The organism is Streptomyces liangshanensis, assembly GCF_011694815.1.
Taxonomy (GTDB): domain Bacteria; phylum Actinomycetota; class Actinomycetes; order Streptomycetales; family Streptomycetaceae; genus Streptomyces; species Streptomyces liangshanensis.
In genome coordinates, this window is sequence record NZ_CP050177.1 from 5620861 (window position 1) to 5639725 (window position 18865).

At 72.7% G+C, this 18865-nt stretch carries 16 protein-coding genes and 1 tRNA gene; 6 read left to right on the plus strand and 11 right to left on the minus strand.

From position 1 onward, the window contains the following. The first annotated feature begins 17 nt into the window (after positions 1–17). The 3 genes from HA039_RS24395 (at position 18) to HA039_RS24405 (ending at position 4782) form a co-directional block, all read left to right on the plus strand. Positions 18–1181, plus strand: a complete 1164-nt coding sequence (locus HA039_RS24395; RefSeq protein ID WP_167033414.1) for an HpcH/HpaI aldolase/citrate lyase family protein — start codon at positions 18–20, stop codon at positions 1179–1181. 71 nt (positions 1182–1252) lie between these two features. After that, positions 1253–3901, plus strand: a complete 2649-nt coding sequence (locus HA039_RS24400; RefSeq protein WP_167033416.1) for a phosphoribosyltransferase — start codon at positions 1253–1255, stop codon at positions 3899–3901. After that, positions 3898–4782 (plus strand): HAD family hydrolase, encoded by an 885-nt coding sequence (locus tag HA039_RS24405; protein ID WP_425086381.1) that lies wholly within the window; start codon positions 3898–3900, stop codon positions 4780–4782. The genes HA039_RS24400 and HA039_RS24405 overlap by 4 nt, the downstream gene beginning before the upstream one ends. Before the next feature lie 107 nt (positions 4783–4889). Here the strand turns inward: HA039_RS24405 and HA039_RS24410 are convergent, their stop codons facing one another. The 4 genes from HA039_RS24410 to HA039_RS24425 all read right to left on the minus strand — a co-directional run bounded on the left by HA039_RS24410 (position 4890) and on the right by HA039_RS24425 (position 8568). Further along, complete coding sequence (locus HA039_RS24410) at positions 4890–5111, minus strand: FmdB family zinc ribbon protein (RefSeq protein WP_167033418.1); 222 nt, start codon at positions 5109–5111, stop codon at positions 4890–4892. 44 nt (positions 5112–5155) lie between these two features. Then, positions 5156–5749, minus strand: coding sequence for a DUF4383 domain-containing protein (locus HA039_RS24415; protein WP_167033420.1), 594 nt, complete (start codon positions 5747–5749; stop codon positions 5156–5158). Positions 5750–6374: 625 nt separating this feature from the next. Continuing rightward, on the minus strand, positions 6375–7739 hold the full coding sequence (locus HA039_RS24420; RefSeq protein WP_167033422.1) for a coiled-coil domain-containing protein: 1365 nt from the start codon (positions 7737–7739) through the stop codon (positions 6375–6377). A 73-nt stretch (positions 7740–7812) separates the two neighbouring features. After that, positions 7813–8568, minus strand: a complete 756-nt coding sequence (locus HA039_RS24425) for a DUF4097 family beta strand repeat-containing protein (protein WP_167037535.1) — start codon at positions 8566–8568, stop codon at positions 7813–7815. Positions 8569–8822: 254 nt separating this feature from the next. On the opposite strand from HA039_RS24425, the gene HA039_RS24430 reads away from it, so the two are divergent. After that, a tRNA-Val gene (locus tag HA039_RS24430) sits at positions 8823–8897 on the plus strand. A gap of 61 nt (positions 8898–8958) precedes the next feature. On the opposite strand, the gene HA039_RS24435 is transcribed toward HA039_RS24430, so the two are convergent. Next, complete coding sequence (locus HA039_RS24435) at positions 8959–9876, minus strand: hypothetical protein (protein ID WP_167033424.1); 918 nt, start codon at positions 9874–9876, stop codon at positions 8959–8961. Positions 9877–10341: 465 nt separating this feature from the next. Here HA039_RS24435 and HA039_RS34680 point away from each other — a divergent pair, with 465 nt between their 5' ends. Beyond that, a complete protein-coding gene (locus tag HA039_RS34680; protein ID WP_388337820.1) occupies positions 10342–10473 on the plus strand; it encodes a hypothetical protein in 132 nt (43 codons plus the stop codon). Here the strand turns inward: HA039_RS34680 and sigJ are convergent. Next, positions 10460–11458 carry an RNA polymerase sigma factor SigJ gene (sigJ, locus tag HA039_RS24445; protein WP_167033428.1) on the minus strand — a complete coding sequence of 333 codons (999 nt, stop codon included), beginning with the start codon at positions 11456–11458 and terminating at the stop codon, positions 10460–10462. The genes HA039_RS34680 and sigJ overlap by 14 nt on opposite strands. Before the next feature lie 95 nt (positions 11459–11553). Beyond that, the gene (locus tag HA039_RS24450; RefSeq protein ID WP_167033430.1) at positions 11554–12699 is read right to left on the minus strand and encodes an XdhC family protein; all 1146 of its coding nucleotides are present in this window, start codon (positions 12697–12699) and stop codon (positions 11554–11556) included. A 203-nt stretch (positions 12700–12902) separates the two neighbouring features. Here HA039_RS24450 and HA039_RS24455 point away from each other — a divergent pair, with 203 nt between their 5' ends. Beyond that, the gene (locus HA039_RS24455; RefSeq protein WP_167033432.1) at positions 12903–13178 is read left to right on the plus strand and encodes a DUF2277 domain-containing protein; all 276 of its coding nucleotides are present in this window, start codon (positions 12903–12905) and stop codon (positions 13176–13178) included. A 22-nt stretch (positions 13179–13200) separates the two neighbouring features. Here the strand turns inward: HA039_RS24455 and HA039_RS24460 are convergent, their stop codons facing one another. The 4 genes from HA039_RS24460 to HA039_RS24475 form a co-directional block, all read right to left on the minus strand. Continuing rightward, positions 13201–13920, minus strand: coding sequence for a DedA family protein (locus HA039_RS24460; protein WP_167033434.1), 720 nt, complete (start codon positions 13918–13920; stop codon positions 13201–13203). 321 nt (positions 13921–14241) lie between these two features. After that, positions 14242–14697, minus strand: a complete 456-nt coding sequence (locus tag HA039_RS24465) for a DoxX family protein (RefSeq protein ID WP_167033437.1) — start codon at positions 14695–14697, stop codon at positions 14242–14244. A 60-nt stretch (positions 14698–14757) separates the two neighbouring features. Then, positions 14758–16881 carry an FAD/NAD(P)-binding protein gene (locus HA039_RS24470; RefSeq protein ID WP_208298699.1) on the minus strand — a complete coding sequence of 708 codons (2124 nt, stop codon included), beginning with the start codon at positions 16879–16881 and terminating at the stop codon, positions 14758–14760. Between the two features lie 246 nt (positions 16882–17127). Next, positions 17128–18822 (minus strand): alkaline phosphatase D family protein, encoded by a 1695-nt coding sequence (locus tag HA039_RS24475; RefSeq protein ID WP_167033439.1) that lies wholly within the window; start codon positions 18820–18822, stop codon positions 17128–17130. Positions 18823–18865: the final 43 nt, after the last annotated feature.

Here is an 18865-nt window from a genome sequence, read left to right on the forward strand (position 1 = left end):
CAGTTCGGGGGATTCACATGCGTCATTTCGGGCATATCCCGCCCACTGCCCGCGAGGGCCTCTTCCATCAGCAGCCGTGCGAGTTCACCGCCGACTCGCCTGCCCGCGTCATGTCGGCCGCCCTCGGGGCGACGCTCTACAGCCCGGCGACGCGCCCGCGCCTCGCCGACGACGTGATCAAACAACACCGCTCGGGAGTCGTCTCCATGGTGTTGTGCCTGGAGGACTCCATCGACGACTCGGAAGTCGAGGCCGGCGAGGACAACCTCGTCCGGCAGTTCGCCGACCTCGAGACGCGCGGGGAAGAACTGCCGCTGCTCTTCATCCGCGTCCGCGAGCCGGAGCAGATCCCGGACCTCGTGGCCCGGATCGGACCCGCCGCCCGGCTGCTGTCCGGATTTGTACTCCCCAAGTTCACCGCCGAGCGCGGCACGCCCTTCCTGGAGGCGATCGCCGACACCGAGGAACGCACCGGCCGCCGGCTCTTCGCCATGCCCGTCCTCGAATCGCCCGAGCTGCTCCACCTGGAGACCAGGGCCGAGACACTCGCCGGCATCGCCGGGATCGTCGACAAGTACCGCGAGCGGGTCCTCGCCCTGCGCCTGGGCGTCACCGATTTCTGCTCCGCGTACGGCCTGCGCCGCTCGCCCGACATGACGGCGTACGACGTACGGATCGTCGCCGGGATCATCGAGGACGTCGTGAACGTCCTGGGCCGCGCCGACGGCACGGGCTTCACCGTCACCGGGCCCGTCTGGGAGTACTTCCGCACCCAGGAGCGCATGTTCAAGCCCCAGCTGCGCCGCAGCCCCTTCCAGGAGGGGCGCGCCGAGGAACTGCGCACCGCCCTCATCGAGCACGACCTGGACGGGCTGCTGCGCGAGATCGAGCTGGACCGGGCCAACGGCCTCCAGGGCAAGACCTGCATCCACCCCTCGCACGTGCTGCCCGTGCACGCGCTGTCGGTGGTCAGCCACGAGGAGTTCTCGGACGCGCAGGACATCCTGCGCCCCGAGCGCGGCGGGGGCGGGGTGCTGCGCTCGGCGTACACGAACAAGATGAACGAGGTGAAGCCCCACCGCGCGTGGGCCGAACGCACCCTCCAGCGCGCCGAGGTCTTCGGTGTCGCGCGCGAGGACGTCGGCTTCGTGGAGCTGCTCACCGCCGGCCTCGCGGAGTGAGCGGGGGGTTCGGAACGACACGTGATCCGTCAACGACACGTGATCCTGTAGGGAAGGAAGAGAGCGCCGGAATGGTGTGGTCGGGTACGTGGGTCGCCGAACGGCTGGGAGTCGAGCTCGCGGACGGGGTCGGGGGCGGTGCCCCGGACGGCCTCGCGGACGGCTCGGCGGGCGGTGGCGCGAGCCTGCGGGACCTGCTCGGTCTGGCCCTGCGGCGCAACCCCAAGCGGGCCCACCTCCTCGTCTCCAACGTGCTGGGCAAACACGTGCCGCAGCACCCCGGACTCGTATACGGCACGGGCGTCCGCCTCGGCGAGCGGGTCCGCGCGCTCCTCGGCCCCGACGTCTCCCGGGCCCTGGTGCTCGGGTACGCGGAGACCGCGACCGGCCTCGGGCACGCCGTCGCGGACGGGGTGCGGGACGCGCCGTACCTGCACTCGACCCGCCGCCCGGTGCCGGGCGTCGCGCGCGCGGGCGGCTTCGAGGAGTCGCACTCGCACGCGACCTCGCACCTCCTGCTGCCCGAGGACCCGGCCGCGCTCGCCGGGGACGGGCCGCTGGTGCTCGTGGACGACGAGTTCTCGACCGGCAACACCGTCCTGAACACCATCAGGGACCTCCACGCGCGCTACCCCCGCTCCTGGTACGTCATCGTCGCGCTGGTCGACATGCGCTCGGCGGCGGACCAGGGGCGGCTGGCAGAGTTCGCGGGGGAGATCGGGGCGCGGGTCGACCTGATCGCCCTGGCGTCGGGCACGGTCGTGCTGCCGGACGGCGTGCTGGCGAAGGGGCAGGCGCTGGTGGCGCGGTACGAGGAGAGCGTGGCGGCCGAGCAGGGCGTGGCGGCCGGGGAGGGTGCGGCGGCCGGGGAGGCCGGTCCCTCCGCCGTCCGGCCCACGGGGGGTGCCACCGTGACCCGGGTGGACCTCGGCTGGCCCGAGGGGCTGCCCGACGGCGGCCGGCACGGCTTCACCCCCGCCCACCGCACCCGGCTGGAGTCCGCCCTGCCTCGCATGGCGGCCGGCGTCGCCGCCGAGCTGGGCGGCGCCCGGAGCGTGCTCGTCCTCGGCTTCGAGGAGCTGATGTACGCGCCGCTGCGGCTGGCCGAGGAGCTGGAACGTACGCTGCCCGCCCCCACCGAGGTCCGCTACTCGACCACCACCCGCTCGCCCGTCCTCGCCGTGGACGACCCCGGGTACGCGATACGGACCAGCCTGGTCTTCCCCGCCCACGACACTGCGGCCTTCCCGTCCGGCGAGGACGGCGGTGCTGTCGGCGGGGACGGCGACCGGTACGCGTACAACGTCGCCGGCGGCGGCTTCGACGCGGTGGTCGCCGTCGTCGACTCCCTGGCCGACTCCACCGAACTGCACGCTCCCGACGGCCTGTTGGCCCGGCTCGCGGCGCACGTCCCCCGCGTGGTGCTGGCGGTCGTCCCCACGTACCTGCCCACCTCCGCCGATCCGCCCGGCCACCTCCCCCCACCCGCGAACCACCCCGAACGGCAGGAACGCCCCATGCTGTCCGAGCCCTCCTCCGAGGCCTCCTCCGAGCCTTCCTCCCCGGCCCGCGCCGCGCGCCCGGCCCAGCCCCTGCGCGGCCCCGCCTTCTCCTCGTACGCGGCCGACGAGGTCGGCTGGCTCCTCCAGGACCTCTCCGACGTGGAGCTGGAGGCCCCCACCGAGGAGCGCGAGGAGGCGATACAGAGCGGTGGCGCGCACTACGCCGAGTCGCTGCCCGTCGAGTACCAGCCCAGCGAGCAGTACCAGGAACTGTTCCGGGCCGCCCTGGAGACCTCGGCCGCCCGGATCGCCCGCGCCGTCGGCACGGTCACCGAGACCGTCCTCGCCGAGCGCTCCCCGCGCCCCGTCCTGGTCTCCCTGGCCCGTGCGGGCACCCCCGTCGGCGTCCTGATGCGCCGCTGGGCCCGGCGGCGGCACGGCCTGGACCTGCCGCACTACGCGGTGTCCATCGTGCGCGGCCGGGGCATCGACGCCAACGCCGTCCGCTGGCTGGCCGCCCACCACGACCCGGCCGACGTCGTGTTCGTCGACGGCTGGACCGGCAAGGGCGCCATCACCCGCGAACTGGCCGAGGCGCTGGGCGCGTTCGAGGGCTTCGACCCCGAGATCGCGGTGCTCGCGGACCCGGGCGGCTGCGTCCGGACGTACGGCACCCGGGAGGACTTCCTCATCCCCTCCGCGTGCCTCAACTCGACGGTCTCCGGGCTCATCTCGCGTACGGTCCTCCGGTCCGACCTGGTCGGCCCCGACGACTTCCACGGCGCGAAGTACTACCGCGAGCTCGCCGGCGCCGACGTCTCGGGGCTCTTCCTGGACCGCGTCGAGGCCCGCTTCGACGAGGTCGTGCCCGCCGTGGACGCGGAGGTCAAGGACCTGCTCGCGGCGGACCGGGCCCCCACCTGGGAGGGCTGGGCGGCGGTCGAGCGCATCAGCGAGGAGTACGGCATCCACGACGTGAACCTGGTGAAGCCGGGCGTCGGCGAGACCACGCGGGTGCTGCTGCGCCGCGTCCCGTGGAAGATCCTGGCCAGGACCGGGGCGGGGGCGGACCTGCACCACGTCCGGCTCCTCGCCGAGCAGCGCGGGGTGCCGGTGGAGGAGGTCGACGGGCTGCCGTACACCTGCGTCGGCCTGATCCACCCGCACTTCACGCGGGGCGCGACGGGGGCGGACGGCAAGGCGGTGGCGGGGCGGTGAACGTCTCACCGGGCCTTGAGCCGGCCGCCGGGGTGAACTCCCCCGACAGGGCTACGACGTTGGTCGCCAGCGACCTCGACAGGACCCTCATCTACTCGACCGGGGCCCTCCAGCTCACCATGCCCGACGCGCTGGCCCCCCGGCTGCTCTGCGTCGAGGTCTACGGGAGCAAACCGCTCTCGTACATGACGGAGACGGCGGCCGGGCTGCTGGACCGGCTCGCCCGTACCACCGTGTTCGTACCCACCACAACCCGTACCCGCGAGCAGTACGGCCGTGTCCGGCTTCCCGGCCCCGCACCCCGGTTCGCCATCTGCGCCAACGGCGGACACCTGCTGGTCGACGGGGTGTCGGACCCGGCGTGGCAGGCGCTGGTCGCGGGCCGGCTGGCCGACGAGTGCGCGTCCCTGGCGGAGGTGCGCGCCCACCTGCTCGCGGTGTCCGACCCCGCCTGGCTCCTCAAGGAGCGCGTCGCGGAAGACCTGTTCGCGTATCTCGTCGTCGACCGGACGCTGCTGCCGGAAGGCTGGGTGCAGGCGCTGGCGGAGTGGGCGGGGCCGCGCGGCTGGACGGTGTCCCTCCAGGGGCGCAAGATCTACGCCGTACCGCGACCGCTCACCAAGAGCGCCGCGATGCGGGAGGTGGCGCGCCGCACCGGCGCCGAACTGACCCTCGCGGCCGGGGACTCGCTCCTCGACGCGGACCTGCTGCTGGCGGCCGACCACGGCTGGCGCCCGGGCCACGGCGAACTGGCCGACTCGGGCTGGAGCGCCCCGCACGTGGAGAACCTTCCGCAGGCGGGGGTGGCGGCGGGCGAGGAGATCCTCCGCCGCGTCCTCGCGGCAACGGGGGCGCAGCCGGTGCTCGACGGGGCGGGCTGAGGGAGCACTTGCCGGCCGGGGAGCCAGTTCGCACGGCACCCCGGCCCGCCGCCCCACGGCCTTCGGCCCTCCTCGGCCTTCGGGCCCGCCACGGCCTTCGGCTTCCCTCAGGCGCAGCAGCCCCCGCCGCAGCAACCGCCTCCGCCGCCCGCCGAGGGGGCGGGGGCGTCGCTGCCCTTGGCGGCGCCGCCGACGGCGACGGTGGAGAGCAGTTTCACGGTGTCCTCGTGGCCTGAGGGGCACATCGCGGGGGCGGCGGACTGTGACATCGGCCGACGGAGCTCGAAGGTGTTCCCACAGGAGCGGCAGCGGTACTCGTAGCGAGGCATGCGCCCAGGCTAGCGGGCGCACCTCCCGCGGGCGCGCGGTCCGCTCATCCCACGCCCGCCCGGTGGCGGCCGCCCCTGGCCCTGCGGCGCTGTTCCCGCTCGGCCTGTTCCGGGTGGCGGGCCCGCCAGTACGGGTTGTCGTGCGGGAGGCCGCCGCTGACTCTCCCGTACATCCCGAAGAACATCAGCAACACACCCACCACAAAGCTGAAGAGCACGTTCTGCATCCGGAACGCCAGGAAGTTGTGGCCGCTGTCGAGCAGGGCCAGGTTGACGAAGCCGCTCCCGATGAAGACCACCCCGAAGAACGCGTTCAGCGTCGAGGCGACGTTCCCGCCGATGACCATGCCGGCGAAGAGGATCACGCCCACGCAGATCGAGATGACGCTGAGGGTGCCGTTGGTGTTCAGGCCGGCGACCGTGTCACCGCCCGTCGAGAAGAAGCCGATCTGGTCGACCAGCCCGAGGATCCCGAAGACGAGCAGCACCAGGCCGATCAGTCCGGCGCCGACGCGGTAGACCTGGTTGAGCTTGTGGTCCACGGGGAGCGCCTCGTCGATCAGCACCCGCCGCCGAGGCCTGGCCCGGAGCGGCCCGGGGGAGCCGGTCCGCCGTGACCGGAGCGAAGACAGAGCCATACGTGACCTCCACACCCCCCACCCCCACCATCCGCCCCCCTCACAGGCCCCACAAGTCGGGCGCCCCGCCCCATGCCCCAGCCGCCCCCTACCCGACCGCCGGGCCCCGGGGGGATACCGGCCTCACACGTCCAGGCTCAGCTTTACGCGGCGGTGCTCAGGCCCCCGAGGTCGGGCCGGCGCCCCAGAGCGCCTAGGCCCGCGCGGCCGGGCACGGCCCTGCGTCTCCGGGCTCACGTCCGCGCGGCCGGGCACAGGCTCCTGCTCCGGCCAGGCCCCCGCAGTGCCTGGGCTCACTGCGCCACCGCAGCCGGGCTCAGCCTTACGCGGCGGTGCTCAGGCCCGCGCAGTCTGGCTCAGGCACGCGGAGCGCCCAAGCCCAGCGGTCACGCCGCGGAGCGGCTAAGCCCAGCGGTCACGCAGGCCCTCGCAGGGCCGGGCCACCGGCCCCCGCGCATCGGGCACAGCCCCGCGGGCTGGAGGAGCCGTTCGTGCCCTCCCTCGGAGGCCGGCCCGATGCGGGACCGGTGGCTCGCACTGGACGATCGGCAGCCGCCGCCCGGCTCAGGCACCCGACCCCGCCAGCCCCCCGCAGCGCGCAAATCCCGGTCCCGGCGCCCCGCGCCTAGGCCCCCGCCCCCCGCTCCTCGCGGATGTCCGACACCACGTGTGCCACCGACTGGCGTACCGCCTCGGTTTCCGTCAGGAAGTGCCAGTAGTCCGGATGCCGGCCCTCCAGCCCCGCCACCGCCCGGTCGAGCCGGGCCACGGAGTCGTCCAGCGGACGGGCGTGCCGTGGCTCCGGCACGCTGCGGCCCGCCATGGCCAGCCGCTGCGCGTCGCGGATCGCGAAGCGGGTGCGGTCGATCTCGTGCTGCGGGTCCTTCGCCACGGCGTTCAGCCGCTGCAAGCGGTCCCCGGCCGCGGACACCGCCTCGTCCGTGCTGTTCAGCAGCGCCCGGACCGTGCCGAGCAGGGCCGTCGCGTCCGGCCACCGCTGCTCCGCGCGCGCCTGGCCCGCCTCCTTGAGCTTCTCCTCCGCCTGGCGGACGGTCGTCGCCGCGTGCTCGGGCACGTGCTGGAGGTCCTGCCAGCACTCCGCGGTGAACCGGCGGCGCAGCTCGCTCAGGATCGGCTCCACCGAGCCCGCGCGGGTCGTCAGCGCCTGCGCGCGGGTGCGCAGCGACACGAGCCGGCGGTCTATCTCCCTGGCCCGCTCGGGAAGTCGGTCGGCCTCGGTCCGTACCGCCTCGGCGTCCCGCAGCACCTGGTCCGCGCGCTGGAGCGTCTCCGTCACGCCGTGCTGCCCGGCGCCCTGGTTCAGCTTCGTCAGCTCGGGGCCGAGCTGGGCGAGCCGCGCGGCGAGGTCGTCGGCGCGCAGGCCGGAGGCCCGTACGGCGTCGAGCGCGTTGCTGGCCGCCAGCAGACCCTGCCGGGCCCGCTCCACGGCGGGCGCGAGCCGGGCGAGCTGGGTCTCGGCCTTGTCCAGCAACGGCCCGAGCCCCTGCTCGAACCGGTCCAGCTCACCCTTGACCCGGTCCAGCTCGTCCTTGGCCTTCGTCAGGTCCGTACGCGCCTTGGCGACGCTCGACGGATCCAGGCCGTCCCGGTCCAGGTCATGGGCGTCAACCGCGCTGATGTAACCGCTGCTGACCTCGTCGATCCGCCGCCCGAGGGCCGTGAAGTCGCTCACGGCCCGCTGAGCGCTCGGCGAGCTGTCCACCGCGGTGATCGTCTCGATCGAGATCCGCAGGTCGCGCTGAGCCGTGTCCAGCTCGTAGAAAGCGGCGGCGGCGGCGTCCTTCGCGGCCTGCGCGTCGGCCCGCGCGCTCTCGCCGCGGCCCCCGAACCAGCGCCGCGTCCCCCCGCCGGCGAACGCCCCCGGCAGGATCGCGATCGCCAGGGGCACCGGCAGCAGCAGGACCGTGAGGACATCACGGACGGCACTCGCCTTCGCTCCAACGTGCGGCTGCGCGTGTGTCGCCGTCACATCCCTCTCCCGTGCCGAGTCCGCCCTGCCCTGGACCATTCTCCCACCAGGTAAGGACGAACACACGGGTCCGTTAGTTCGCGCTTCGGACCGTGACTTGTCCGTTGTCGCTGCGCGCCCTCACCACGTGCGCGCTGTTCCGGTCCGTCGGTACGTCGACGTCGGCCTTCCCGTTGTCGCTGTCGGCCGTCACCGCGTACGAGGCCTTCGACCTGGGCAGATCGATGACGATCTTGCCGTTGTCGCTGGAGGTGTCCACCGAGTCGGGTACGGCGGTGAGCGCGAGGCGGATCGACCCGTTGTCCGCCCTGGCGGTGACCTTCCTGGCGGCGACCCCCTCGGCGACGATCTTGCCGTTGTCGCTGCTGAGGTCGAGCGCGCCGCTGGAGTCCCTGACGGTCACGGACCCGTTCCGCGAGTCGAGCCGCAGCGCGGTGTCGAACCCGCTCGCGACGACCTTCCCGTTGTCCGCGCCGAGGCTCACCGCCACGCCGCGCGGCACCTTCACCTCGTGCTGCCCCTCGCAGTTGCTCGCGACCGCGTCGCACTTCACCCGGAGCGTGAGCGTGCCGCCGGACATCCGCCACTCGGCGTCCGGGCCGGTCCCCATGAACACCCAGCCGTCGACCCGCCGGGTCACGTCCACGGTCTTCACGTCGGCGGGGACGAGCGTGACCGACGAGTTCCCCGCGTCGATGGTCAGCTTCTTCCCGGAGAACGCGAAGGACCGGTGCTCGGCGGGCGCGTCCGACGCGTCGGAGCCACCACCGCACCCGGTGAGAGCGAGCGCGAGCAACGCCCCGCCCCCGAGCGCGGCCAGCGCGCGCACGCGGCCGCGGCCGCGCCTGTCCGTGCGGTCGTGGAAGTCGTCGTGGAAGTCACGGAATGCGTCCAAGGTGATCGTCCCCCAGTTGGTCGTACGGAGTCCCCGCCCCTGCCCTCCCACCGTACGAACGCCACCCCACCCAGGCCGATCCGGCAACCCACCGTCCCCGGGGTAGGGCTACCCCCCGCCTCCCCACCCCTCGCCCGACTGGTTTGCGGCCGGGCCCCCTTGTCCATGTACGCTGTTGCCTCATCCACGGGTGCGTAGCTCAGGGGTAGAGCGCTGCTCTTACAAAGCAGATGTCGGCGGTTCGAAACCGTCCGCGCCCACCACCACAGAGGCCCCCAGCCGATCACGGCTGGGGGCCTCCGCGCGGCCGGCGTGGCGACTTCGTCAATAGATGAGGTCCGTCCCGGCCTTGAGAGGGAGCGCGGGGCAGTCTTCGCTACTCCTCTGCATGGCCCTGCAGTCCAGGACGCGCTGTGTCACCGCGAAGAACTGATCGGGATACGCGGGGATTCCGCGGATCCGGAACTTTTCCTTCGCGTTCCGAATCCTCTGCTTCCGCACTCCTTCCGCGTCTCGGTACTCCGCCTCGAAGGACATCTCACAGTCCTTGATTCCGGAGGAGACCTCGACGTAAAGGCCGCCGGGAGTCGCGCCGTTGCCCAGATCGATCTTCTTGTGCGAGAAGTAGGGTTTCCCTATGTTCTCGTCCGGTGCCAGCGAAACGGGAACCTCTGGATCCGAGAGATCGAAGTGTATCCCGTCGTAAGCTCCGCCTCCCTCCGGATGAATCAGTACCACGGTCTTCGCCGCCGCGGGCTCGCATTCGATCTCCCTGCCTCGCAGCGCGGTAATGGCCAAGCCGGAGGCTCTGTCGCTGAAGAAGTCCATGAGCCAGGCCGAGGTGTAGCCGTCCGACTCCGGAATGCTCGGCAATTGCAGGCCCTGGCCTCCGTGCGAGGTGAGGAGGCTTTCCAGGTACGGGATCACGTCACCCCCGTCCTTCCGCATGAACACGGCCTTCTCCGCAGGATTCAATGGCTTGTCCAGAACGTATGCGAAGTAGATCGCGTCCGCGTCCTCGCGGACAGATGTCGCAAAAGCCGGCCCTTCCCTGTCGAGTTCCTCCTCGACTTCCTTGGTGCGGCGCGTCACCTGCTCGGTCGCGATGTAGTCCAGCATGGAGGGGAATGCCCAGGCCAGAAGCGCTATGACCGCGACAGCGGGCAGAGCCCATTTGATCTTGCGCCTTCGCTGCTCCGGCGGTGTTTCCGACATGCCTGGAATCGCCAGGTCGGCGATCATGTCTCGCACTCGCGGTGTTGTCGTGGCCGGCGCGGGTGCCGGCTGTGGCGCCGGCGGGGCAGGCGCTGGTTCCGGTGAGTCGGTGGCGGCGGCCGCATTGCCGTCGTCCGACGGCTGAGCGGCGGTGGCGTCCGAACTGTGCATGTGCCCTCGGGAGTGGGAGCGGTCGAAAGGTCGGTCGTACATCATGCGCATGGGGTGGTTGGACGACTCAACACTTTCCGCCGAACCGAGCTCAGGACTCCGGCGGGGCCGACCGCGGCCGTCGCGGCGAGACCCGACGTGGTGGGAGGCGGGGGGTGAGGTAGGGCGCACACTGGGGGGATGAGTAACTATCAGGGGCCCGCGACCCTTATCGCCGGGGACTCCGCCATCGAGGTTGTCGCTACGTTGAGTGGGAGTCGGAGCGGGGACGTCAGGCAGTGGGGCGGGAGTGCGCAGACCGGGGAGGTGGGGGAGGGGTTCTTGGCCGCCCTGGAGAGCGGGGTCGTGACGATCCGGCTGCCGGACGGGCAGGAGGGGGTGGTGGTCGCCACGACCACGGCCATCGGGAGCGGGCGGCTGCGGATTTCAGGGAACGGGGTCATTCCGTTCTAGGGCGGGCGTGGAGCGTGGTCAGTTTGTCCGGGTTGGTGATGTTGTAGATGTCGCTCACCCGGTCGCCCTCCGGGGTGAGGTCCACCACCAGTACCGCGAACGCGGACTCCCCGCTGAACAGCACCGCCGACGGGTCCCCGTTGACCTGGCGGTAGTGGATGTCGAGGTCGGCGGGGGCGTGGGTGGCGCGGGCCACCAGGAGGCGGGCCACGTTGTCGCTGCCGTGGATCGGACGGGGACCCGCGGCCCTGGACTTGCCGCCGCCGTCGCTCCACAGCGTGACGTCCGGGGCGAGCAGCCGGAGCAGTGCCTCCAGGTCGCCGCCGAAGGCCGCCGCCACGAAGCGTTCGGTCGCCTGCTGCCGCAGTTTCGGGTCGGCGCGGTAGCGCGGGCGCCGGGCGTGGACGTGTTCGCGCGCGCGGTGGGCGAGTTGGCGTACGGCGGCGGGGGTACGGCCGAGGATGTCGGCGGTCTCCGTGTGGGCGTAGCCGAACACCTCGTGCAGCACGAACACCGCGCGTTCCAGCGGGGTGAGCGTCTCCAGCACCACCATCATCGCCAGCGACACGGATTCCGCGCGCTCCGCCGCGTCGGCGGCGCTCCCGGAGTCCGCCGCCGTGCCGAGGGTGCCGGTGGACGCGGTGACGAGCGGTTCCGGCAGCCATGAGCCCACGTACGTCTCGCGGCGGCGCGTGATGGCCGCCCGGCGGGCGACGGCCCCGTTCACCGCGATCCGTACGAGATAGGCCCGCGGGTGCTCGACGGGGGCCGCGTCCGGTGCCGCGCTCCTGGCCGCCCACGCGAGCCAGGTCTCCTGGAGGACGTCCTCGGTGTCGGCCACGCTGCCGAGCATGTTGTAGACGAGGGAGAAGAGCAGTTCGCGGTGGGTGGTGAAGGCCTGCGTGGGGGTGGGGGGAGTGGGAGTGCGTGTGGGTGTGAGGGGAGTGGGGGTGTTCTTCTGTGGTGGGGGTGGGGTGTTGGACATCTTGGCCTCCTGTCGTGCCGCGCCTCGCGCCGTTCCCCCTGAGAGCGGTGCGGGTCCAGGAGTGTGACATCACCGCCGTACGTGTGACCGGTGTCTCATCCCGCTGCCGGCGTACGGGGATGGATCGGCCTGCGCGCGCCGGACAGCCGGTCCCCCGTGCCGCCCCAGCGGAGCGCGATGATCTCCGCCATGATCGCCACCGCCGTCTCCTCGGGCGTACGGGCCCCCAGGTCCAGCCCGATCGGCGACGCCAGGCGCGCCAACGCGCTTTCCTCCACGCCCACTTCGTGCAGCCGTAGCAGCCGGTCCTCGTGCGTACGGTGGCTGCCCATCGCGCCGATGTAGCGGGCCGGGGTCCGCAGGGCCCGGGCCAGCAGGGGCACGTCGAACTTCGGGTCGTGCGTGAGGACGCAGATCACCGTCTCCTCGTCCACGGTGTGCTCGTCGAGGTAGCGGTGCGGCCACTGGACGACCAGCTCGTCCACCTCGGGGAACCGCTCGCGGGTCGCGAACACCGGGCGGGCGTCGCAGACCGTGACGTGGTAGCCGAGGAACTTGCCCATCCGCGCGACCGCGCTCGCGAAGTCGATCGCGCCGAACACCAGCATCCGGGGCGGGCGCGCGAAAGCCTGGACAAAGACCGCGAGTTGGTCCTGCCGCTGTTCCCCGTGCCGGCCGACGCGCACCACTCCGGTACGGCCCTGCGCCAGCAGCGCCCGGGCCCGGTCGGCGAGAACCGCGTCGAGCCGCGCGTCGCCCAGGGTGCCGGTGGATTCGGGTGGCGCCGCGGCGGCCGTCCCCGTCGTCGCGCCCGCCGTCACGACCAGGTTCCCGCCCGGCGGCCCGTCCTCCGAGACCACCGACGCCACCGCGACCGGCCGGCCCGCGGCGAGGTGGCCGAGCACGGCGGGGAGTTCGGGGAAGTGGCCGCCGCCCACCGGCCGTACGAGCACGTCGATGACCCCGCCGCAGGTCAGCCCCGCCTCCAGCGCGTCGCCGTCACTCACCCCGTACGTCGTCAGCGCGGCCTCGCCCGAGGCGAGCACCTCCCGCGCCACCTCGTACACCGCGGCCTCGACGCAGCCCCCGGACACGCTGCCGAGCACCTCGCCGGTCTCCGCGACCGCCATGGTGGCGCCCGGCCGGCGCGGGGCCGAACGCCAGGTCCGTACGACCGTGGCCAGCGCGAAGCGCGTTCCCGCCGCGTGCCAGGCGCGCAGCCCCTCCGCGATGTCCCGCATCCGCCGCTCCTCCCGGTCTCCCGGTCTCCCCGGCCCCTGGCCTACCGACGCCGTTGCCGACGCCACTTCCGCTGCCGCTGCCGTTCCGCGTCACCATAGGGCGCCGTATCGCGGAATCGCCGTATCGCCGACATGGATGGCGCGGACGGGTCACCCCGCGGGCGGGGCTGCCGCCCGGCCGGCGGACGCGGCACACTGGACGTATGTGCCGCAGCATCAAGACCCTCCGTCCGCCCGTCCTCCCCGAAGAGGCCACCGAGGACGACATCAGGGCCGCCGCCCTCCAGTACGTACGCAAGGTGTCCGGCTTCCGTGAGCCCGCCGCGCACAACCGCGAGGTGTTCGCGCAGGCCGTGGAGGAGATCGCCGAGGCCACCGCCCGGCTGCTCCAGGGCATCGAGGTCCGGGGCGGGGCGAAGCGTTCGGCCGCCGCAACGGGCCCCGATACCGAAGCCGTCAAGGAGAGCGTCGGCGCCTGACCGCCGGCGAGGGAGGCGGCGGCTAGGAAGCGGTCGCCGCCTGTACGGCTTCGCGCGGCTGCGCCTGCGCCGGTACGTGCGCGGCCTCCGCCGAGCCCGCCCGAGCCGCCGCCTCCTGCGCGGGCCGCCGCATCAGGTACGCGGCCAGCGAGCCCGCCGCGAACAGCGCCAGGACGGACAGCGCCGCGCCCACCCAGCTCGCACCCAGCCACTGGCCGCCGAAGTAGCCGAGGCCCACGCTGTACCCGGTCCACGCGACGGCCGCCAGCGCCGACCAGGGCAGGAACTCCTTCACCTTGCCGTGCGCCGCGCCCGCGCCGAGGGACACCACCGAGCGGCCCGCCGGGGCGAAGCGCGCGATGACGACCAGGGCGCCGCCGCCCGCCTTGAGCGCGCCGCCGAGACGTTCCTGGGCGGTGGTCAGCCGGCGGGAGCGCGCGATGGCCCGGTCCAGCCGGTCGCCGCCGCGCCAGGCGAGCCGGAAGGCCGCCAGGTCACCGAGGACGGACGCGCCGGCCGCGCAGCACATCAGGAGCAGGAGCGAGGGCACCTCGCGCGGTACGCGGGCCACCTGGTCGGCCGCGTTCACGACGGTGCTCGTCCCGGCGGCCGCCGCCGTGGCGGCCGTGATCACCAGCACGCCGCTCGGCAGGACGGGCAGGAACACGTCCAGCAGCACGGAGAGAGCCACGACGGCGTAGATCCATGGGCTGCCCGTCAGCGACCCCAAACTGTCCAACACTTTTCCGACTCCCCGCCCGATCCCGTGAACAACGCCGCGTAGTCGCAGGAGTGCGGACAGGAGCAGCTTGCCAGCCATACAGCGTACGCCTGAAGGGTACGGGCAGACGCGCCGGGGTGCCCGGAATTTCCAGCCTTTCCCGGGACCGTGCCCTTACGGGGTTGACGGCCCGTCGAGAGGGCCGGTGCCGAGCGTGACGGCGCCCGGAGCCCGGCCGAGGGCCGGACGTCCGGGCGCCGTCTCACGATCTCGACAGCACGTCTCGACAGGACGTGACGGGACGTGGTGGTGCGTGGTGCGTGGTACGGGGTGGTACGGGGATCAGGCGGCCACGGGCGCCGGCTGTTCCTTCCGCTCCTCACCCGACCCGCGGCTCGCGCCGCCGGACCGGCCGGACGTGAAGAGCTGGTCCAGGGCGAAGGCGCCCGGGCCGGTGAAGACGATCAGGAGGAAGGCCCAGCAGAATATGGCCGCGCCCTCGCCCTGGTTCTGGATGGGGAGGAGCGCCTCGGGCTGGTGCACGGTGAAGTACGCGTACGCCATCGAGCCCGACGAGATGAAGGCGGCGGTCCTGGTGCCGGCGCCGAGCAGGACGAGCGCGCCGCCGACGAGTTCGATGACGGCGGCGTACCACCCGGGCCAGGTCCCGGCCGGGGTGCCGTCGTTGCCGAAGAGTCCGAAGAGCGAGGACGCTCCGTGGAACGCGAAGAGGAGTCCGACGACCACCCGGAAGAGTCCGAGCGCGTAGGGCTGGGCGTGGTTGAGGCGAGCATTCATGGGGGGTTACTCCTTCGATCATTGGTCTGGACCGATGAGGCTCCCTCACGTTAGGTATCCCTAATCAATGCTTGCAAGTTCAACATTCGACGGGCGATCAATTCGCGCCGCGTCCTGTTTCACGCCCCTGACCAGGATGTCCAAGGTGGCACGTGCCACCGCGTCGGTCTCCGAGAGCATCACGGAGTCGACACCCGGCCGGGCGCCCGCGGCCGTCACCCAGTGCACTCCCTCGGTGGGCACGCCGAGCGCGAACCGCCGCGGATGCGGCTCGCCCTGACGGTCGATCAGGTGATACGGGCGGCGTGTTACATCCAGGCCACCCGTCTCGTAACCACCGACGGTGTGCGGCCGGCACTGACCCGTCTTCAGCAGTCGCGAGAGCAACGGGTCGCAGCCGCGCCGCAGGTCCGGTTCGGGGAGCCGGGCCTCCACGAGGGTCGTCGCCCGTACGGCCGATCCCGGCACCTCGGGGGACTCGGCCACGAACACCCCGTCCTGCACGCGTACGTTCATCCGCGGCCCGATCACGTCGAGCACGCCCGCCTCGATCAGGGCGGTCATCTCCTCGACGCGGCGGCGGGGCGGGCCGATGGAGAGGAAGGCGTTCAACGGCGTGTACCAGCGGTCGAGATGGTCGCGCCGCGACGAACCGGACAGGCCCGCGTGGTCCACGATCAGCCGCAGTTCGTTCCGCAGGTCGCGCAGGACGTCGAGGGCCGCCTTGACCGGACCCGCGACGTTGCCGAGCGCGGCCTCCGCGGCGTCCCGGCGCAGATGGGTCAGCAGCCAGGCGCGGTGATCGGCCGGGTCGAGGAAGACCCGGTCGCCGTACGGGCGGGAGATCCGGTCCCAGGACCAGCGGTCCGCCGCGTCGAACCCGGCGTCGTCCAGGACGGCGGACTCCTGCGGGCTGCCGTGCGGCGCCGCGAGGAAGCGGTCCAGGAACGCGGTCAGGGGGGAGGGCGGGGAGAGGGGCAGGGACGAGGACCGGGACACGGGCTGGGGCGGGGACGGGGGCAGCGGGAGGGAGTTGACCGGGGCCTGGCCCGCGGCGGTGGCCAGGACCGTGGCGTAGAAGACGGCCTCCACCTCCTTGGCGATCAGCGGCCATATCTCGGTCAGGAAGTCCGGCCGGTCGCCGTCGTCCGCGCGCTTGCGGAACGCCGCGATCACGTCCGGCGTCAGGACGAGCGGGCGGTGCCGCTCGGAGGGTCCCTTCGCGTTGTCCCCGCGTGCCTGGTACGGGATGCCGCGCCGCGATCCCGCGTACAACTCGGGCTCCCGGCCCGACGGGTGGTATACGAGAACGCCCTCGGTGTCGCGAGCAAAGATCCCGCCACGGCCCGCCGTCAGGAGCGCCATGTGGTCGAAGAAGTTGAGACCGAGCCCGCGCAGGAGCACCGGTTCGCTGGGAGCGATCCCAGAAAGGTCGACGTCGGCGGGGTTGGAGGGCGGGACGTAGCGCAGACGGTGACGCTCCGCATACTCGGCGAGTACGGCTTGGGTCTGACCGAAAATCACCGGTAGGTGACCCTGCGCGAGCACCACGGCGGAGAGCCCGGAGAGCGTGGTTCCGTCGTCGAGCGTGAGGATCTGGCGGGGGCGGCGGAGGGCGGGGCGCCCCGGGCCGGCCGGGGCGGCCACGCGCCCGGCCGGAGCCCCGAGACCGTCGCCCGGGTCCGTCAGGCCGTTGCCCGGATCCGTGAGGTCGCCACCCAGGTCCGTGAGGTCGTCGTCGAGGCGGATCGCGCGTGCCCGGTGCACGACCACGGTCACGTTCTCCGGGGCGCGGTCCGCCGTCCGCCGGAACGCCCACTCCAGGTAGCGGCCGTACGAGGCCCGGCTCGGGTAGTCGTCGGGGCCGAGCGCCTCACCGGGCCGGTCCACGGCCCACTCGTACAGACTCGGCCCCGGCCTGATCGGCCCCTCGCACGCCACGGTCGCGTCGGTGAACACGGTGACCTGCGAGGCGACCGTGTTCATCAGCAGCTCGGCGGGCTGGTCGGTGCGCCAGACGCGGCCGGCGCCCGGCGGTTCCGGGTCGACCACGTGCACCGTCAGCGGGACGTCCGGGGCGAGTTCGGGCACGGACGCGCAGAGTCTTTCGAGGACCGAGGTGCCGCGGGGGCCGGCGCCGACGACGGCGAGGGAGTGGGGCAGGGGCTGCCGTACATCGGACAAGCTGTGGCTCCCGGGACATGGGGGGTGGTGGAAGGTGAAGGCCGCCACTGGAAGCGGATCGTCCGCTCATCATGCCGCTGGTGTACCGGGAGTCGAACCCTTGGGCGGGGGATCACCCTCTGTGGGAAGGATCACGGACGGGTTGAGGCAAGGAAATCAAGGGGGTTCGGGGAAGGGTTTGTGCGGATCGCCCATTCGGCGCCCGGGGGAGGGGTGCGAGCCGTCACCCCGGGCGCCCGCGCCGTGTCAGGGAGCCAGCGTCCGTTCCTGTACGGTCACCAGCTCCGCGCCCGACTCGCGGACGAGCGCGTGATCCAGCCGCAGGCCGGCCGACCGGCCGCGCAGGGTCAGCGTCATCAGCTGGTTGCCGAACCAGGGCCCGCCCGTCCTGCGCCACGTGACGGCCGAACGGCCGACCCGGCCGTGCCGCTTGAGCGCGCGCCCGAGCCCCCGGCCCACCCGGCTCCAGCCGAACCGGAAACCGATCTTCATCGACGCGGGGATGGAGTTGTGCACCGGCGAGCAGGTCAACTGGACGACGTGCGCGTCGGGTTGGTTCGTTCCGTCCGTCCAACGCGGTTCCGCGACGTACGCGTGGTGCACGTCCCCCGACAGCACGCACAGGGTCGCCGGCGCCCCGGGACCGCCGCCGGCCTCCGCGATCAACGCGGCCAGCCTCTCGAACGACTTGGGGAAGGCCGCCCAGTGCTCCAGGTCGGCGGCCCGGCGCAGCCATTCGCCGAACCGCGCCCACCGCGGCCCCCGTTCGCCGCCGCACAGCGCGGAGTCCCAGGACTCGACGTCGTGGATGAAGGGCGGGAGCAGCCAGGGCAGGGACGTACCGAGGAGCAGGTGGTCGTACGATCCCCGCTCGTCCAGGACCTGTTCGCGGACCCACCGCTCCTCGCCCTCGTCGAGCATCGCGCGCTCGCGCTCCTCCAGGACGCGCGCGGCCCGGGAGTCGACCATGACCAGGCGCGTACGGCCGAAGTCGCGGCGGTAGCTCCAGCGCACGCACGCCGGATCGCGGTCGGCCTCGGCGGCGAACTCCCGCAGCCGGTCCGTACCGTCCGAGCGCGCGCGGACCTCCGCGTACACCTCGTCCGTCTCCAGCTCGTCGGGGGAGAGGTTGCCGAGGTGCTGGTAGACCCAGTACGACATCAGCCCGCTGAGTACGCGCTCCTGCCACCAGGGCTTCGCGCGCATGTCGGCGACCCAGGCGTCGCTGGTGTTCCAGTCGTCGATCAGGTCGTGGTCGTCGAAGATCATGCAGCTCGGGACCGTGGAGAGCAGCCAGCGGACGTCGGGGTCGCCCCAGGACTCGTCGTACAGGTGGCTGTACTCCTCGTAGTCCGCGACCTGTTCGCCCGGCGGTTCCTTCAGGTCCCGGCGTTTCGCCAGCCAGCTCTGGGTCGCCTTCGAGGTCTCGTCGGCGTAGACCTGGTCACCGATGAGGAGCAGGACGTCGGGGCGTTCGTGGCCGCGGCCGCCCGAACCGGTGGGGACGGTGTCGCCGGTCGCGGTGGTCTCGGCGGCGATGCGCAGGGCGAGGGTGTCGAGGGCGTCCGGCCCGACCGGGTCGGGCTCGCCGCGCGGCGGGGACGCCCAGCGGCAGGAGCCGAACGAGACCTGGAGGTCCGTGGCGCCCGCGAGGGGGCTGCGGATCACGCTCGGCGGGAAGCGGGACTCCTCCGGCGGCCAGACGCGGTGGTCGTCGAGCACGACGTCGTAGGGGGTGGCGGTGCCGGGGGTCAGCCCGGTCACCGGGATCAGGGCGTAGTGGTGCCCGGCGACGGTGAACGTACGGGAGGTGCCGTACGCCCCGTCCTCGCACCGCACTTCGGCGGTGCAGGGCCGGTCGGTCTCGACCCAGACGGTCGCGGTGCCGCGGCCGTCCCAGTCGACGTACCGCAGCAGTGGTCCCAGGCGCAGCCCGGTCATGTGTGCCCTCCTCCGTCGTTCCGTACGGTACGGAACGACGGAG

Bases quoted from the DNA above. Each gene is read 5' to 3' on its own strand.
- HA039_RS24395 (WP_167033414.1), top strand. From the start codon at position 18: ATGCGTCATTTCGGGCATATCCCGCCCACTGCCCGCGAGGGCCTCTTC.
- HA039_RS24400 (WP_167033416.1), top strand. From the start codon at position 1,253: ATGGTGTGGTCGGGTACGTGGGTCGCCGAACGGCTGGGAGTCGAGCTC.
- HA039_RS24410 (WP_167033418.1), bottom strand. From the start codon at position 5,111: ATGCCTCGCTACGAGTACCGCTGCCGCTCCTGTGGGAACACCTTCGAG.
- HA039_RS24415 (WP_167033420.1), bottom strand. From the start codon at position 5,749: ATGGCTCTGTCTTCGCTCCGGTCACGGCGGACCGGCTCCCCCGGGCCG.
- HA039_RS24435 (WP_167033424.1), bottom strand. From the start codon at position 9,876: ATGATCGCCGACCTGGCGATTCCAGGCATGTCGGAAACACCGCCGGAG.
- sigJ (WP_167033428.1), bottom strand. From the start codon at position 11,458: ATGTCCAACACCCCACCCCCACCACAGAAGAACACCCCCACTCCCCTC.
- HA039_RS24450 (WP_167033430.1), bottom strand. From the start codon at position 12,699: ATGCGGGACATCGCGGAGGGGCTGCGCGCCTGGCACGCGGCGGGAACG.
- HA039_RS24455 (WP_167033432.1), top strand. From the start codon at position 12,903: ATGTGCCGCAGCATCAAGACCCTCCGTCCGCCCGTCCTCCCCGAAGAG.
- HA039_RS24465 (WP_167033437.1), bottom strand. From the start codon at position 14,697: ATGAATGCTCGCCTCAACCACGCCCAGCCCTACGCGCTCGGACTCTTC.
- HA039_RS24475 (WP_167033439.1), bottom strand. From the start codon at position 18,822: ATGACCGGGCTGCGCCTGGGACCACTGCTGCGGTACGTCGACTGGGAC.